The organism is Streptomyces sp. NBC_00536, from assembly GCF_036346295.1.
Taxonomy (GTDB): Bacteria; Actinomycetota; Actinomycetes; order Streptomycetales; family Streptomycetaceae; genus Streptomyces.
The window spans coordinates 7,353,049-7,369,526 of the sequence record NZ_CP107819.1 but is presented as its reverse complement, the minus strand read 5'-3'; the positions used below and the strand labels follow the sequence as shown (position 1 = coordinate 7,369,526).

12 protein-coding genes are annotated in these 16,478 nt (G+C 70.6%); 10 read left to right on the top strand and 2 right to left on the bottom strand.

Features of this window, described 5'->3' with window-relative positions:
* Positions 1-1,200: 1,200 nt before the first annotated feature.
* The 10 genes from OHS33_RS31395 to OHS33_RS31350 all read left to right on the top strand — a co-directional run bounded on the left by OHS33_RS31395 (position 1,201) and on the right by OHS33_RS31350 (position 13,627).
* Positions 1,201-2,703, top strand: a complete 1,503-nt coding sequence (locus OHS33_RS31395; protein ID WP_443065375.1) for a glycoside hydrolase family 27 protein — start codon at positions 1,201-1,203, stop codon at positions 2,701-2,703.
* Between the two features lie 603 nt (positions 2,704-3,306).
* A complete protein-coding gene (locus OHS33_RS31390; protein WP_330333789.1) occupies positions 3,307-3,762 on the top strand; it encodes a helix-turn-helix domain-containing protein in 456 nt (151 codons plus the stop codon).
* A gap of 273 nt (positions 3,763-4,035) precedes the next feature.
* Entirely contained in the window at positions 4,036-4,563 is a 528-nt protein-coding gene (locus tag OHS33_RS31385) for a regulator component (protein ID WP_330333788.1), read from the top strand.
* Positions 4,560-5,750: an MAB_1171c family putative transporter gene (locus OHS33_RS31380; RefSeq protein ID WP_330333787.1), complete on the top strand. Its 1,191-nt coding sequence runs from the start codon at positions 4,560-4,562 to the stop codon at positions 5,748-5,750. The genes OHS33_RS31385 and OHS33_RS31380 overlap by 4 nt, the downstream gene beginning before the upstream one ends.
* Positions 5,747-6,937: a cytochrome P450 family protein gene (locus OHS33_RS31375; protein WP_330333786.1), complete on the top strand. Its 1,191-nt coding sequence runs from the start codon at positions 5,747-5,749 to the stop codon at positions 6,935-6,937. The genes OHS33_RS31380 and OHS33_RS31375 overlap by 4 nt, the downstream gene beginning before the upstream one ends.
* 280 nt (positions 6,938-7,217) lie before the next feature.
* Positions 7,218-9,638 (top strand): hypothetical protein, encoded by a 2,421-nt coding sequence (locus tag OHS33_RS31370; RefSeq protein ID WP_330333785.1) that lies wholly within the window; start codon positions 7,218-7,220, stop codon positions 9,636-9,638.
* 116 nt (positions 9,639-9,754) lie between these two features.
* Positions 9,755-11,281: a phage tail sheath family protein gene (locus OHS33_RS31365; protein ID WP_330333784.1), complete on the top strand. Its 1,527-nt coding sequence runs from the start codon at positions 9,755-9,757 to the stop codon at positions 11,279-11,281.
* A gap of 60 nt (positions 11,282-11,341) precedes the next feature.
* Positions 11,342-11,782: a phage tail protein gene (locus tag OHS33_RS31360; RefSeq protein ID WP_330333783.1), complete on the top strand. Its 441-nt coding sequence runs from the start codon at positions 11,342-11,344 to the stop codon at positions 11,780-11,782.
* A gap of 61 nt (positions 11,783-11,843) precedes the next feature.
* The gene (locus OHS33_RS31355) at positions 11,844-13,184 is read left to right on the top strand and encodes a phage tail sheath family protein (protein WP_330333782.1); all 1,341 of its coding nucleotides are present in this window, start codon (positions 11,844-11,846) and stop codon (positions 13,182-13,184) included.
* A gap of 2 nt (positions 13,185-13,186) precedes the next feature.
* Positions 13,187-13,627, top strand: coding sequence for a hypothetical protein (locus tag OHS33_RS31350; RefSeq protein WP_330333781.1), 441 nt, complete (start codon positions 13,187-13,189; stop codon positions 13,625-13,627).
* An 18-nt stretch (positions 13,628-13,645) separates the two neighbouring features.
* On the opposite strand, the gene OHS33_RS31345 is transcribed toward OHS33_RS31350, so the two are convergent.
* Together OHS33_RS31345 and OHS33_RS31340 are read right to left on the bottom strand one after the other, a co-directional pair.
* Positions 13,646-15,769 carry an ATP-binding protein gene (locus OHS33_RS31345; RefSeq protein ID WP_330333780.1) on the bottom strand — a complete coding sequence of 708 codons (2,124 nt, stop codon included), beginning with the start codon at positions 15,767-15,769 and terminating at the stop codon, positions 13,646-13,648.
* Positions 15,766-16,443 (bottom strand): DUF4255 domain-containing protein, encoded by a 678-nt coding sequence (locus OHS33_RS31340; protein WP_330333779.1) that lies wholly within the window; start codon positions 16,441-16,443, stop codon positions 15,766-15,768. Before OHS33_RS31340 ends, OHS33_RS31345 begins: the two co-directional genes overlap by 4 nt.
* Positions 16,444-16,478: the final 35 nt, after the last annotated feature.

Here is a 16,478-nt window from a genome sequence, read left to right as displayed (position 1 = left end):
CCAACTATGGAGGCGGGCACAGGTTGCGTCAAGGTTTCACACAGACCCGATTGTTAACGTGAACAACTGTCACAACACCTCTGCCGACTGTCGGTGCTTCCCGGTGCGCGAGCGTGATCGATGGGCATCTCGGGCTGCCTCGTCGACCGATTCAGCTGCCGAGGTGCCCGTTGTCGCTTCACCCTCGTTCTGGTGGACAGGTCCCGCCTCGGACCGCGCAGGTCGCCCGGGCGAGCAACCCGGGCGGCACGACGGCAACGTGAGTACGGGACCGGCTGGACAGCCGGTGGACGGCTGCGCGTGACACTCCATCAGGGGCTGTTGCCGACCCTGGCCGACGCGTGGATCCGCCCGTCTTCCAATGGTTTGTGCGGCGGTCGATGGGACTGTCGGGCGCCGACAGGACTCGCGTGCCGCTCGGGTGCTCGGCATCGGATGGCGAGGGCCTCGAACTCGGCGTTCATCGCGCAGGCACCGCGCCGACTGGTCGCGCGAGCGGAGGAGCTTCAGTGAAAAGGAGGTCAGTTGGTCCAACTGCGGGGCCCGTTCCAGTTCCAGCCGGGCAGCACTTCCAGCGCCTTGGTCCGTTCTAGGAAAATGCGCCCTCTTTGGTGGTTGTTCTGGTGGGTCCCGACCTCCAATCAGGCTCCTGGCCTGCGCGGGTGCCATCCTCGGCGGGCGCACCCGCGACCAGCAACTTCAGGATGAAGCGATCCCAGCCTTCACAGCAGGCTCCTTCCAGCATGACCCACCCGGGGGTCACCTCATCCGCCGGCCTCGCGGCAGCACCTGTCGCACTTCTTGACAGTGCATGGACGGTACGGGAGTGTCTCCGTGCCGAAGCTTCTCGGATATATCCCGCCATGGACATGATCCTGGCTGTCATGGATTGTTAGCGCTAACAATAAATGGATCTTGCTCAATGCAGAGCTGGGAGATCACATGAACATGCGTGTATGGGCATGCCGTTGGGCCGGTGCGAAGCGCCGGGCACCAGCTCCGCCCCGCGGCGTGGCAGGGTCGCGCACGCCGGATGCGGTCGCCGTCCGTCGGCCGACCCGTGGACCGGGCCGCACCCGGTTGGCCCGTCTGGGGGCCGCTGCGGCGGTGCTCCTTGGTGCACTGGCAGGCAACGCGGCAACGAGCGGTCCTCCGGCACAGGCCGCTGTCCAGACGGTCGCGTCGATCAGTACGCCGCCGATGGGTTGGGCGTCGTGGAACAGCTTCGCCGCGCAGATCAACTACGACGTCATCAAGTCGCAGACCGACGCCATGGTGGCTTCGGGGATGAAGGACGCCGGATACCAGTACGTCAACATCGACGAGGGCTGGTGGCAGGGAACCCGCGACTCCTCCGGCAACATCACGGTGGATCCCGCCGACTGGCCCGGCGGGATGAACGCCATCGCCGACTACATCCACAGCAAGGGCCTCAAAGCCGGGATCTACACCGACGCCGGCCGCGACGGCTGCGGCTACTACTATCCCACCGGCCGTCCGGCGGCGCCGGGCAGTGGCAGCGAGGGCCACTACGACCAGGACTTCCTCCAGTTCTCCCGGTGGGGCTTCGACTACGTCAAGGTCGACTGGTGCGGCGGCAACGCCGAGGGGCTGAAGGCACAGAGCACCTACCAGGCGATCAGCGACTCGATCAGTCGCGCCACCGCGACGACCGGCCGGCCGATGGTGCTGTCGGTGTGCGACTGGGGCAACGAGAGCCCGTGGAACTGGGCACCGGGCATGTCCAACCTGTGGCGCACCAGTAGCGACATCAGTGCGTCGATGACCAGTGTGCTGTCCAATTTCGATGCGGCACAGCATCCGAGCGCCCAGAGCCCGGGCCACTACAACGATCCGGACATGCTGGTCGTGGGAATGGGCGGGTTCACCCCGGCACAGAACCGCACCCACCTGAGCCTGTGGGCCGTCTCCGGCGCCCCGCTGTTGGCGGGCAACAACCTGGCCACGATGAACAGCGACGCGCGCAGTGTCCTGACCAACCCGGAAGTGATCGCTGTCGACCAGGACGCCCGCGGCCAGCAGGGCGTGAAGGTCGCCGAGGACCAAAGCGGGCTGCAGGTCTACAGCAAGACCCTGTCCGGCAGCGGCCGACGTGCGGTGGTCCTGCTCAACCGCACCGGCTCGGCGGCCACGATCACTGCCAACTGGGCCGACCTCGGCCTGACCGGCGCAGCGTCGGTACGCGATCTGTGGGCCGCCACCGACCGGGGCACCTTCACCGGCAGCTACGCCACCAGCGTCCCGGCGGGCCAGGCCGTCCTGCTCACCGTGACCGGCACCGACGCCGGTACGGCCGGCGCGAAGCAGATCGTCGGCGGCCAGTCCGGCCGCTGCGTGGACATCGACAACTACTCGGCCACCAACGGCACCCAGGCGCAGCTGTGGGACTGCAACGGGCAGGCCAACCAGAAATGGACGTACACCGCGAGCAAGCAGCTGATGATCTACGGCAACAAGTGCCTGGACGCCTACAACAACGGCGCCACCAACGGCACGGCGGCCGTGGTCTGGGACTGCAACGGCCAGACCAACCAGCAATGGAACGTGAACGCCGACGGCACGATCACCGGCGTGCAGTCCGGAATGTGCCTGGACGCCTACAACAACGGCACCACCAACGGCACGAAGCTTGAGCTGTGGGCCTGCCATGGCGGCAGCAATCAGCAGTGGGCCATGCGGTAGACGGCGGGCGGCGGGGACGCTGTCTGCGACCAGTGCCCCTGGACCCGGATGCCGTTCCCAGCCCGCTCTCCGCGCGACGTGCGGCGACTTCGCCCGGCTCGGCCAGCGCACGCAGCACCTCCTCGCAGGCAATTCGTGCAGGTTCCACACGCTGCCGGGCCGCAGCAACACGCTCCTCGGCCTCCCGCACCGCTCCAGCCAGTACTCGGGCTCTTCCCGCGCCAGCGCCTCACGGCACTCCAGCAAAGCGATCACCGACGGCACTGCGCGCCTCCTGGACGGACAGAACCAACCGTCCACTGGCTGCCCCGTCCAGCACTGAATGAAGTCCTCGTCGTGCCGCGCGCCGGCCGGGCGAACCCGTCCGGCGCGGCCACGGCGCTCCGGGCCGTTGGCCGAACTCACCCCCGTGAAGCTCGACCCCGACCCGGCCGTTGCCCCCACCACCACCGGCTCAACACTTCAGTGGCGGCGAAGCATTGGTAACGTACACCAGAGTGACTGTCCGGCGTCAACCAAAGTGTTGCCGGAGCCAGCCCCAATGGGCTTCGAGAAACACTGTGGTGGGCAAAGACTCGGCATCACATCAAGGAGGTCGTGTACATGGAGGATGACCAGTCACCCACCTTCGCCCAGCTCCTGGACCACCTCTTCCGCGAGGTGCACCCCCCTTCCCGGGGGCCGTACACCTACGCCGAGGTCGCCGAGGGAATCCTCAAGACCTCGACCGGGGAGGGGCGCGGGGTGACGGCGAGTGCCATCCAGCAGCTGCGCACGGGCGCCAAGCGGAACCCGACGCGGCACACCATCAAGGCCCTGGCCGACTTCTTCGGCGTCCCGGCGGGCTACTTCGTCGACAGCGCGGCGGCCGAACGCACCAAGGCGGAGATCGGCCTCCTCGCCGCCATGCGCGACCAGGACGTCCGCAAGGTGGCCCTGCGCGCCAACGGCCTGAGTGTCGACAGCCTGAAAATGCTGTCCACCGTGATCGAACAGGCCCGGAAGCTCGAAGGGCTCACCACCGACGACACCGCGCAGGACCTCAACCTGGACGACTGAACCGCGCACCGGGCGGCGGCGATCGCACCCCCGCCCCCCACTTCACCCCCCTGTGGCCGCTCCCGCGGCCGCTCGTCGACAGGGGGGCATCAGGCGTTTCCCGGAACAAGTCCGGCACGAGCCCGGCACCCGCGGCCGCGCGACCCGCCCGCGGTGGCACCCCGGCCTCGAATCGGAGTCGCGAACATGTCAGCATGGGGCGCGCGTACCAGGCTTCCAGGGCGAGGTCCGCCATCGCCGACCACCCCCGCCCGGCGTCACCAGAGTGAGGACATGGACCTTGAGCAGCTTCGCGCCACGTGTGAGGCGCGCGTCGAGGCACTTCGGCTCCCGCACCGCTTCAGCACCCGCGACCTCCGTGACGCCGTGGCCGAACAGCGCGGGCGCCCCATCATCCTGCGCCCGTTGAGCACCCTGGGCGCCATGGACGCACCGTGCGGCATCCGTCTGGAGACCCCGGACGCCGACCTGTTGTTCTACGAGGAGGCCACCAGCCCCCTCCACCAGAACCACATCCTCGCCCACGAGATCAGCCACATCATCTGCGACCACCCCGGCAGCCTGGAGCTGGACCAGGACACGCTGCGCGCGATCGGGTTCGACCCCACGCTCGTCCAGCGCATGTCCGGCCGGACCAGCTACACCAGCGAGGACGAGCGCGAGGCCGAGGTGATGGCCAGTGTGATCCGTCAGCTCATGTACCGGGGACGCGAAGGCCCGTCGAGCCGGCCCACCAGCGGCGCCGAGAGCTGGGACGCGCTGTTCGCCGAGCCACACAGGAAGAAACGCCACCGGAAATGATCAACATCCTCTTCACGGGCACGGCCGTCGTGCTGCTGTGCTTCGCCGCCTACTGGGTGCGCGGACGCGGCGGACACCGCCCCACGGGCACCTGGGCGATGGCGGCGCTGCTGACCTCGTTCGCCCTCGCCTTCGCCTCCTACACCCCCGCCGTGGAGGGCGCGGTCGAATCGGTGGTCCCCCACGTCGCCCGGCTCCTCAGCAACACCTTCACCCTGACGGCGGCCACCTCGGTCCTCGCCTTCCTCTTCCAGCTCAACCTGGACCGCGACCGGGCGCACCGGCAGATCCGGCTGCGCGTCATCGCCCTCGCGATCTCCGCGGCCGGTATGACCGTCTTCTTCGCCGCCGAACAACTCACCGGGCGGAACCCGGTGTTGTACGCGTGCTACGTGCTCATCTACATCTCCTACCTCGGCTACACGGCCAAGGACTTCCTGCTGCAGACCTGGGCCCAGTCCACGCGCTCGACCCGCCGCAGTCAGCGCTGGGGCCTGCGCACGACCTCGATCGGCTGTGGCTTCGCCCTCGTCTACTCCGCGTACAAGCTCTTCGCCCTGGTCTCCATCGGCCTGGGCCTGGGGTTCGTGCCCGAGAACGCCCGGTGCTCGGGCCCGCTGACCCCCTTCCGCTGCACCTTCAGCGTGACCGCGCCCGCCGTCGCCGTGCTCCTCATCACCGCCGGACTCACGCTGCCCGCCCTGCTGTGGCCGCTCAGCCAGCTGCGCCGCCGTCGCTGGGAACGGAACTCGTTCACCGCGCTGGAACCCCTGTGGCGGGAGGTCACCTCGGCGGTCCCCGAGGTCGTGCTCGACCCGGACCACACCGGGGCCGACACCCACGACCTCGACTTCCACCTCCACCGCCGGGTCATCGAGATCAACGACTGCGTACTGGCCCTGCGCCGGTACCGGCAGGCGTCGGTACGGGACGCCGCGGCCGCCGAGGTCGCCCGCCGGGGCACGGCCGACACCCCCGAGGGCGACGCCGAGGTGGAGGCGGCGGTCATCGCCTCGGCCGTCCACGCGAAGCGCGCCGGACTCCCCCTCGACGGCGACGAGGCCCCGCCCGCCGCCGGCACCCGTTCCCGCAAGGGCGACCTCCCGGCGGAGACCGCGTGGCTGCTGCTCGTGGCGGAGTCCTACGCGCGCCACCCGGCGCCCGAGCACGCGGGCGCGGCCTCGTGAGCGACCCGCGGCAGGATCCCCTGCGCGACCCCCGCTTCTTCGCCGACCCCTACCCCACCTACGACCGCCTGCGCGAAGGCTGCCCGGTCCAGCGCGTCCCCACCGGCTCCGGCGGACACCACTCGTACCTGATCACCGGCCACGCGGAGGCCCGCGAGGCGTTCACCGACCCCCGCCTGTCCAAGGACACGGCCCGCTTCTTCGCGGACCGGCCCTCGAACCGCGACCTGCACCCGGCGATCTCCCGCAACATGCTGGCGAGCGACCCGCCCGAGCACACCCGCCAACGGCGGGTGGTGACGCCCCTGTTCAGCACCGGACGCGTCCGCGCCCTGCGCCCCTACATCACCCGGGTCGTCGACGGCCTCACGGCCGCGTGGCAGCCGGACACGGAGGTCGACCTGGTGGCGGACCTGGCGGTGCCGCTGCCTGTCACCGTCGTCTGCGAGCTGCTGGGGGTGCCGGAATCCGACCGCGCCGCACTGGCCGGCTGGTCCCACGACCTCTTCGACGCGACCGACACCGGCCGCGTCGACGCCGCGTCACACCGGATCGGCGACTACCTGACCGGCCTCGTCGAGGCGGCCCGCGCCACCCCCGGCGACGGCCCGCTCCCCGCCCTCCTGCGCGACTGCGACGAGGGCGGCCTCGACCCGGCCGAGACCGTCTCCCTGGCCGCCCTCCTCCTGGTCGCCGGGCACGAGACCACCACCCAGTTCATCGGCAACGCCGTCCTGGCCCTGCTCCGGCACCCGGAAGCCTTCGACCGGCTGCGCCGGGACCTGGACCTGATCCCCGGCGCCCTCGACGAACTGCTGCGCTTCGACTCCCCGGTGAGCGTCGCCACCTTCCGGTACAGCACGGAGGACCTGCGCGTCGGCGGGGTCGACATCCCGGCGGGCTTCCCGGTGCTGATCGCCCCCGGAGCCGCGAACCGCGACCCCTCGGCCTTCCCCGCCCCCGACCGCCTCGACCTCGACCGCGACGCCGGCGGCCACCTCTCCTTCGGCCACGGCATCCACCGCTGCCCGGGCGCCCCGCTGGCCCGGGCCGAGGCCGAAATCGCCCTCCGCACCCTGGTGACCCGCTTCCCGAACACCCGTCTGGCCGTCCCCGAGGACTCCCTGACCTGGCGCCGGACCCGCCTCACCCGCGGCCTGACCGCCCTCCCCCTCACCCTGGCCTGACCACCCGGGTCCATTTCAGGACTGCCGCCGACCTCCGGCGCCGCGCCCTCCTATCCTGGAACGCGGCGAACGACCGCGTGTCAGGCGCTCGTTCGCCGCAGCTCTGTCCGCAGGAGTACATCCGACAGGAAGAGCAGGGGCCATGCGCGAGCAGTCGAAACGAACCCCTTCCCCGTCCCGTTCCCCGTCCGCTTCCGCATCCGCATCCGCTTCCACGGCGCGGGAGCCGGCCGGGGCCGAGGGGACGGCGCAGCCGGACTCACCGGGCCGGGTCCTCGCCTTGCAGCGTGGCGCCGGCAATGCCGCGGTGGCCCGGCTGCTGGGCGGGCGCGAGCACGGGGGCGGCAAGGTCAGGGACACCGTGCGGGAACTCGGGCGGCACCAGGCGTACGTGGCCACCCCGCCGCACGATGCGGACCGGCTGGTCGCCGAGTTGCCGGGGATGCCGGAGCCGGACCGGCTGGGGGCGCTCGACTCGCTGAACGGGGAGCACCGCCGCTGGCTGGCCAGGGACCAGGAGTTCGTCGCGTCGCTGCGCACGCGCTTGTCTCCCGGGGAATTCGCCAGGACGGCCGCGTACCTGATGGTCGACCTGGACGACCGGGTCACGTCCGCGCCATCGGCACGCCGGGAAGCCCGGGCCCGGGTCGAGGCGATGCTGCGGGACCCGGACACGACCGAGCGGTTGCTGACGCATCGCGCCACCGTGATGGTGGTGCCCAAGGACGTCCCCATGACCGAGGTGAGCGCCTTCCGGTATCTCGCGGGCACCCACGCCGAGTCCGGCGCGGGAGGCGGGCGCGGCTGGGACGACGTACGCGGTTCCGGTGGCCGGCATGCCGCCGTCACCGAGGAGAACCTCCTCGGTGACCACACGACCATCGGTGGTGCGACCCACTACGAGGACGGCTATTCGACCACCACGCACGAGTTCGCGCACACCCTCCACGACCACGGGCTCTCGGACGACGACCGCGAGCGGATCGCGCGCCGCTACCAGGAGAAACTCGCGGATCCGGCGGCGGTGTGGCCGGACGGATCGGATCCGCGCAACTACTCCCGGCGGGACGACCACGAGTTCTTCGCCCAGCTCACCAACGCCTACCTCGGTACCAACCACGGCGAGGACCCGTACTCCGGCGAACGCCGCAACAACGGTTCCGACTGGGTCCGCGCTCACGAAGCGGACCTGCTCCCCCTGCTGGAGCGGGTGTACGGCGCCCCCTCCGCCAAGGGCCGCTCCCCCTCGGCCAATCCGGTCGGGACCAACGCCGCCCTGTACGAGGGCTTCCGTGAATTCTGGAGCGGCGTCGGGGAAGAGCAGCACGCGGCGCGGAGCGGGGCCGTTCCACATCCCCCGCCCCTTCGGCCGGTTCGGAGCGGCACCGGCCCGCCGGGGGCACACCGGACCTCACCTCCTCCCCAGGCCCCCGGCTCGCCCGGTGCGGGAACGATCAAGCCCGGGGCCGAGGCTGAACTCATCGGCTCCCTCGACGGCACGGCCAACGCCAAGGGCCCACACCGCACGGCGTTCGTCGCGCTCGTGCCCACCACGGCCGACGGGCCGGAGCTGTCCGACATCGCCAACCGCTACCGGAAGGGCTTCGCGGGCGACGGACCGGACGGCAACCGGTTCGGGCTGGTGCTCGGCGTCAATTCCTGGGAGGGGAAGGACAAGGCCCTGGAGAAGGTGCAGGCGAAGATCGACACCTTCAAGAGGCAATGGAACAGCAGGGACTTCCCGGTCGGCGTCCTCGGATTCGTGTGGGGCAGCCACAAGGTCAAGGAAGCCAAGGACATCGGGCAGGACAGCATCCCCTATGGGGAGATCCGCCAGCACATCATGAAGCATCCCCTCGTCACACGGCTGGTGAACCACTTCACCGATACCGGCAGTTCGCATGTCTACCTGCACACCAGTGACAGCGACACGCTCTCCTTCGTGACTCCGGCCGGCCCGCTGTTCAGCGAAGCGGCCGCGCGTCATCTCGACGCGGACGATCCGCCGGACCTCCTCAGTGGCGGCTACACGGCGGGGGCGGACGACCGCAGGGTGGTCAGGCTCGCCGTCGCGATCGACCTCGCGGTCCGCAAGGCCATGGCCGGGGTCGACCCGAAGCTGGTCTATTTCCCGGAGCCGAACACGTTCGTCAAGGTACGGACCGACTGGGGAATGGACGGACTCGAAGACGGCATCGGCTTCGGCACCGGCAAGGGAGAAGGACAGAACCTGCTCGACTCGGTCGAGAAGGTGCGGAGCGCCCCGGTGACCCGCGTCTTCGACCCCGGCCTCGCGATCTCCACCCGCGCCGATCGCATCGGCGGGAAGGTCCAGGACTTCAGCGGCGGACCGGTCACCAAGGACGCGTTGCGGCAGCTCCTCCGGCTCGCGCAGACCCACGCCCGGCCCGAGGAGTGGAGCGACCGGATCGCAAGGGGGCACGGAACCGGGCGGGATGTACTGAACCCCCTGTCCAAGGCCGTTTTCGCCATCCCCGATCCCAGCAGCCTCAAGGCCGAAGCGAGCAGGCCGCCCCAGGACATCGCACAGGCTTGGGCCGAAAGGGTGGAGTTGCGGGAGGCGCTTCAGGCCATGGACAAGAGGTCCCGCAACACGCTCCTCACGATCGCGCTGAATACCAGGAAGGCATTGCTGACCGCTCTGCTCGACGCCTGCGACGAACTGTCCAACCCCGCCTAGGGCACCGTCAGTTTGGCCGGTTTCATCCGGGTCCGGTTTCCTCATTCACATGCGCGCACTGTGCGGCAAATGGAAGCCTTGACTGCGCCCCATCCCGGAGAGAAGGGCAAAGCCCCATGTCATCAGGACAGTTGGCCCCCGGCGTCTTCGTCAAGGAACTCCCGAGCGGTGTCCGCACGATCACCGGTGCGGGTACGTCCACACCCGCTTTCCTCGGCTACACCGTCCGGGCACCGAACGATGTGGGGTCCACGCCCCCGACGCTCATCAGGAGCTGGACGGAGTTCGTGGACGCGTTCCACTTCCGGTCGGCCCTGACGCCCGAGGCGGTGGCGGCGGAGCTGGACCGCGTCGGCGCCGCCGTGGTCGAGCAGTCCGGTGAACTGACCACTGCGGAAGGGGTCTTGCACACCAAGGCCACCACGGGTGAGACCCCCGACCTGACCGAGCCCGAGTTCCAGCGCCTCCTGGACGTCCGGACGCGGGAGTGGGAAGGCGAGAGCGTCAGCGATGCGGACAAGGCGGCGGCGGCCGCCCTCGTGCTGAAGATCTCGCTGGCCGCCGCGGAGTACGCCCGCTGGAACACGGCGGGGGAACAGCTGGCCCCCCTCCTCAGGCGCGAGGCGGAACTCACCGTGGTCCAGGGCCACCAGGAAGCCGCGAAGGTCATCCACCTCCCGGAATCCGTTTACGGATTCTTCGCGAACGGTGGCACCTCCTGCTACGTCCTGCGGCTCGACCGCGGGCAGGACATCCAGGCAGCGGTGGAGGGGGATGCCGCCCGGCGCACCGGTCTGGCCGGCCTGAAGAGCGTGCCCGAGGTCACCATGGTCGCCGTCCCCGACCTGTGGACCGGCGGGACGGCCGACGCCCTGGGCGGGACCGTGATCGGCCGTGTCGCGGGGCACTGTGCCTCGATGGGCAACCGGCTCGCCCTCGTCGAACCGCCCCCGGGCAAGTCGGCGAGCACGGTGAAGGCGTTCCTCGACCATCTGGCGTCACCGGATACGGACGACGCGGCGTTCACCACGCTGTACTACCCCTGGCTCGACGTGCCCGGCGTGGACGGAACACCCCGGACCGTCCCCCCGTCCGGACACATCGCCGGGATCTGGGCCCGCACCGACGCCGAACGCGGCGTCTTCAAAGCACCCGCCAACCAGAACATCCGCGGCGCCCTCACCATCCCCACCCTCCTCACCGACGACCAACACGGCGAACTCAACAACAAAGGCGTCAACTGCCTCCGCGTCTTCCCCGACCGCGGACTCCTCGTCTGGGGCGCCCGCACCCGCTCCACCAGCCGCGACTGGAAATACCTCAACGTACGACGCCTCGTCAGCCACCTCTCCGACTCCATCCGCCAATCCTCCACCTGGGCCGTCTTCGAACCCAACGACGACCGCCTCTGGGCCACCCTGCGCCACTCCACCACCAGCTTCCTCACCGACCAATGGCGCCAGGGCGCCCTCCTCGGCCGCACACCCGACGAAGCCTTCTACGTCATCTGCGACACCACCAACAACACCCCCACCACCATCGACGACGGCAAAGTCATCTGCGACATCGGCATCGCCCCCGTACGACCCGCCGAATTCGTCCACTTCACCCTCACCCAAACCGCCGGCGAAACCGGCAAGTAGCGCGACCCGAACCACCCGCACCACCCATCCATTCATCCATGGAGCCAGGAGGCACCACCTGTGTTGACCGGTGACACTTTCAGCAGCAATACGTTCGTCATCGAGCTGGGCAAGTTCCAGGTCGAGACGGTTCAGGACGTCTCGGGGCTGACCCTGGAGCAAGACGTGGTCGAGACCCGGCAGGTGTCCTCGACCGGTGAGCTGATCGTGCGCAAACAGCCCGGCTCCCGCCGCACCGGGGAGATCACCGTCACCCGGGGCATGGACAAGAGCACCGCGTTCACCGACTGGATCAAGGCGACACTGGTGAACGCCGACCTCGACAGCGCCCGGCAGAACGTCACCATCGCGCTGAAGAACGCGCAGAAGGAAACCGTTCGGCGGGTCCACCTCACCAACGCCTGGGCGTCCCGCTGGGAGGGACCGCAGCTCGGCGCCGCCAACTCCGGTACCGCCACGGAGACGGTGACGATCACGTACGAGGACATCAGCATCGAGTAGCTCCCGCCGCCGCACCGAGCCGGACACGTCAGGAAGCGGACCAAGGAAAAGGGGAGCATCGATGACCACGCCGAAGCCGCCGGGCGTCTACATCACGGAGCAGTCCAGTGGTGTGCGCATGATCGTGGGGGTGGGCACCTCCACCCCGGCCTTCCTCGGATACACCAAGGTGCCGGACGGCGGGACGGGCGGGACGGCCACTCCCCCGTTCACCGCTGAGGAACGTACGCACCCCCAGCTGATCCGTGGGTGGCAGGAATTCACCGACCGGTACAGCATCGAGGCGCTGCGCCAGAGGCTGGCCGCACTCCGGAAGAAGCAGGAGGCGGGGCAGGACCCGACTCCTGTGGAGCGCAAGGAAATCCGCGTGCTGGAGCGCTGTTTCCCGCTCGCGGAGGCGGTGTACGGCTTCTTCGCCAACGGCGGGCAGTCCTGCTACGTCGTGGGATTCACGGACCCCACGACGGCCGTCTCCGCCGCGCAGCTGGGCGGGAGCACCGAGACGCGTACGGGCCTGGGCGGGCTGGAGACCGTACCGGAAGTGACCATGGTCGCCGTGCCCAGCCTCTGGGACATGACCGCCGCCGCGTCCGACGCGCCGGCCCCGCCGCCGCTGGATCCGGCGCAGGGCAAGCCGCTGATGGACGCGGCCGTCGCCCACTGCGTGGCGATGCGCAACCGGCTCGCGATCCTGGACGCTCCGCCCGGCCAGCCCGTCGAACCCCTCAAGGCGTTCGTGGACGGTCTCACGTCACCGGATACGGAGGACGCGGCATTCACCACGCTGTACTACCCCTGGCTCGAAGTGCCCGGGGTGGACGGAATCCCCCGGACCGTCCCCCCGTCCGGACACATCGCCGGTATCTGGGCCCGTACCGACGCCGAACGCGGCGTCTTCAAGGCACCCGCCAACCAGAACATCCGCGGCGCCCTCGCCATCCCCACGCTCCTCACCGACGACCAACACGGCGAACTCAACAACAAGGGCGTCAACTGCCTCCGCGTCTTCCCCGACCGCGGACTCCTCGTCTGGGGCGCCCGCACCCGCTCCACCAGCCGCGACTGGAAATACCTCAACGTACGACGCCTCGTCAGCTTCCTCGCCGACTCCATCCGCCAATCCTCCACCTGGGCCGTCTTCGAACCCAACGACGACCGCCTCTGGGCCACCCTGCGCCACTCCACCACCAGCTTCCTCACCGACCAATGGCGCCAAGGCGCCCTCCTCGGCCGCACACCCGACGAAGCCTTCTACGTCATCTGCGACACCACCAACAACACCCCCACCACCATCGACGACGGCAAAGTCATCTGCGACATCGGCATCGCCCCCGTACGACCCGCCGAATTCGTCCACTTCACCCTCACCCAAACCGCCGGCGAAACCGGCAAGGGCAGCTGAAAATGCGGCAGCTCGTGGTCAGGGAAGGCGATGTGCTCCTCCCGCTGGCGCCCATCACGGCGGGTCCGGTCGCGGGGACGATCATTCCCCGGCCCGTGCCGTTACCGGGGTCCGCGGGGTTCCTCGTCGAGGGGCACCTCGCCTGTGTGCCGTCGGACATCGAGGGGCTGGTCATCCCGGGCATCGGTTACAGCGCGGCGGCGTTCGTCGGAGGGTTCGGGGAACTCCGCTTCCGGGTGCCCCGGCCGAACCGAGCGCGGTATGCCCGTACCCGCAACGGCATGGAGGTCGTCGTCGACGGCGGCCTCCTGGAGCTGACCTTCAAGCCGACCCTGCGTGCCACCGATCCCTCGGGTGTCCAGGACCCGACGCCCGAGTACGCCGGCACCGCACGGCTCACCTGCGTCCGCGTCCGGCCCGTGACCGCGGGCCCGGCCGCCTGAGCGGCGTCCGGGCCGGCCTCACCGGCCCGGCGCCGCCGGGAAGCGGGTCTCGTCCACATAGCGGCCGAGCTTGGCGTACTCCTCGCGGACGGCGGCCAGCAGATCGGCCATGGCCAGGGGCCGGCCGCCGTCCGCGGCACGGTAGGCGGCGGTGACGGCGCAGCAGCGGATCGCGCCGCCGGGGAGGTCGAAGGCGCGGGCGAGGGCCGCCAGGTCGAGATCGCCGGAGCGGGGGACGGCGGGTCCCAGGCAGCGGTCCCACAGAGCGTGGCGCTGTGCCTCGTCGGGGGCCGGGAAGTGCACGACGAGGTCGAGGCGGCGCAGGAAGGCGGGGTCGATGTTGGAGTGCATGTTGGTGGTGAGGAGGGCGAGTCCGTCGAAGGACTCCAGGCGCTGGAGGAGGTAGGCGGTGCCGGTGTTGGCGTAGCGGTCGTGGGCGTCCTGGGTGGCCGTGCGTTTGCCGAAGACGGCGTCGGCCTCGTCGAAGAGCAGGACGGCGTTGACGTCTTCGGCCTCGCTGAAGACACGTTCGAGGTGCTTCTCGGTCTCGCCGATGTATTTGTCGATGACCGTGGCGAGTTCGACGACGTACAGGTCGAGGCCGAGGTCGGCGGCGACGACTTCGGCCGCGAGGGTCTTGCCGGTTCCGGAGCCGCCGCTGAACAGCGCGGTGACGCCGCGGCCCCGGCCGCCGCCGGGCCGCATCCGCCACGGTCCGAGGACGAGGTCGCGGTGGCGGACGCGGCGGACGAGGTCGCGCAACTGCTCGTCCGGCCGCCCGGTCAGCACCAGGTCGGACCAGGTGACGGCGGGGCGTACGGGCCGGGCGAGGCGGCTCAGGGCAGTGCCGTTCCAGGTACGGGCGGCGGCCTGGACGGCCGCGGCCGTGACGGGGGTGCCCTCGGCGTCGGCCTGTCGGCAGGCGGCGGTGGCCGCGGCGCGGATGCGACGGGGACCGAGCCGGTGGCCGGCGGCGGCTTCCGCGGCCTCTTCCGTCGCGGCCGTCGGCTCGCTGAGGGCGTGGAGTTCGTGCCGCCAGAGCGCGGCGCGCTCGGCCGGGGTGAGGGGTGGGCTGACGGCCTGGACGACGGGCGTGGCGGTCAAGCGGGCGTCCCAGGACTCCTTGCCGGTGAGGACGGTGGGGACGGGCAGACCGGTGAGCGGTACGAGCAGCTCGCGTACGTGCCGGAAGTCGGCGGAGTCGACGGGTCCGGCGAGCAGTCCCCAGCCGCGCAGCCGGGCTTCGAGGACCGCCGCGCGGACCTGCCCGTCGGGGTGGTCCGCGCCGTCGAGGGCGGTGAGGTCGAGGCGCAGCGCGGGCCGGCCGAGTGCTTCCAGGGCGGCTTCGGCGAGGGTGCCGGCCGCGCCCCCGGGGCTGTCCCGGACGTGGACCAGCCGGTGGCGGCTCAGCAGCCGGGTGAGGTGATGCACGGACCGGGACAGCGGGCCGTCGCCCAACGGCGGTACGGGCTGCGGCGGGGTCACCACCCGGCGCAGGGCGGGTACCAGGGCGTCGTGGCCCAGCAGATGGCCGGTGACCCGGTCGGGGACGCGCAGCGCGCGGGTCAGGTACGGACGTACGGCGCCGTCGGTCTCCAGCAGCCCGGCGGCGTGCAGGCGGCCCTCCGGCGCGAGGGCCGCACGGGCGGCTGCGGAGGCGCTCGGTGTGCCGCAGAGGGCGAGGGCGAGGCCGGTGGTGGCGTGCCGGGCGGTGACGTCGTCGTTGAGGTAGCCGTAGCAGCGTTCGAAGCGGACGTCGGCGTCGGGGGCGAGAGCGACCAGCAGGATGTCGACGTCGAGCGGGGAGAGGGCGAATTCCTCGGCGAGGCGGCGCAGCGGCGGCGTGGCTCCGGCAGCCGCCGCCGCGTCCTCCTCGGCTCGCAGGGCGGCGGCGAGCCGTTCCTCGGCGGGGTCGGGGGGCAGGGGCGAGGGGGGCGGGTCGAGGAGGTGCGGGGCCATGTCGTCGGAGATGTACAGCCCTTGAAAGGGGTCGAGGGCGGAGAAGGGGCCGCCGGCCGGAGCGCCGTCGCCGGTGCGGACGGCGATGGCGCGCCGCACCCTGCTCTCCAGAAGGGCCAGCCGGGCGAGCAGCCACTGTGCGGCGGTGGGATGGTGACGCGGGGGCGCGGGGGGCGCGGTCACCGGATGTTCTCCCCCGCGCCCGCGCCCGTGCCCGTACCGGGGCGGTGGGGCCATCGGGGTGTGCCCGTGCGGGCGAACTCCACCTGGTCGTCACCGATGACCGGGGGATGCTCCACGTAGTGGCTGTAGGGCTGGGGGAGGAACGAGAGCAGCGGGAGGGTCACGGTCACATTGACGGCGGGCAGGAGGGTGTGGCCGACGGCGCTCCACAGCTCGGTGAGGGCGCGGTCCTCGGCGGGCGGGTGGCCGACGTCGAGGAGGGCCGAGAGTCCCATCTCCGCCAGTTCGTCGGGGAGCGGGAGGGGGAGCTCGCGGGAGCGGGCGAGACCGGTGAGGAGTTCACCGAGCATGCGGTGGGCACCGAGGGCGTCCGACGCCCAGGCGGTGACGAGGTAGGAGAGCCGGGCGTACCGGGGTGGATCGTGCTGCGCGGACTTCTTCGGTGGCCCGTCCGCGCCGGGTTCGACGGCGTACTGGTAGACGGTGCCGGTCTGCCGCCGGTCCAGGTCCTCGCGGATGTCGTACAGATAGATGCCGACGGCTTCCGCGCCCACGGTCTCGCCGTGGCCCGTTTCGCGGCCGGGGGGCTGGAAGGTGACGGTGAAGCCGGGCGGCGGCCACGTCAGGTCCTGCCGTACCCGGTCCTCCAGTGCCTTGTCGACCAGTTCGATCATCGTGTGCCTCTGTCCGCGCGGAGTCGTGTGGGCGG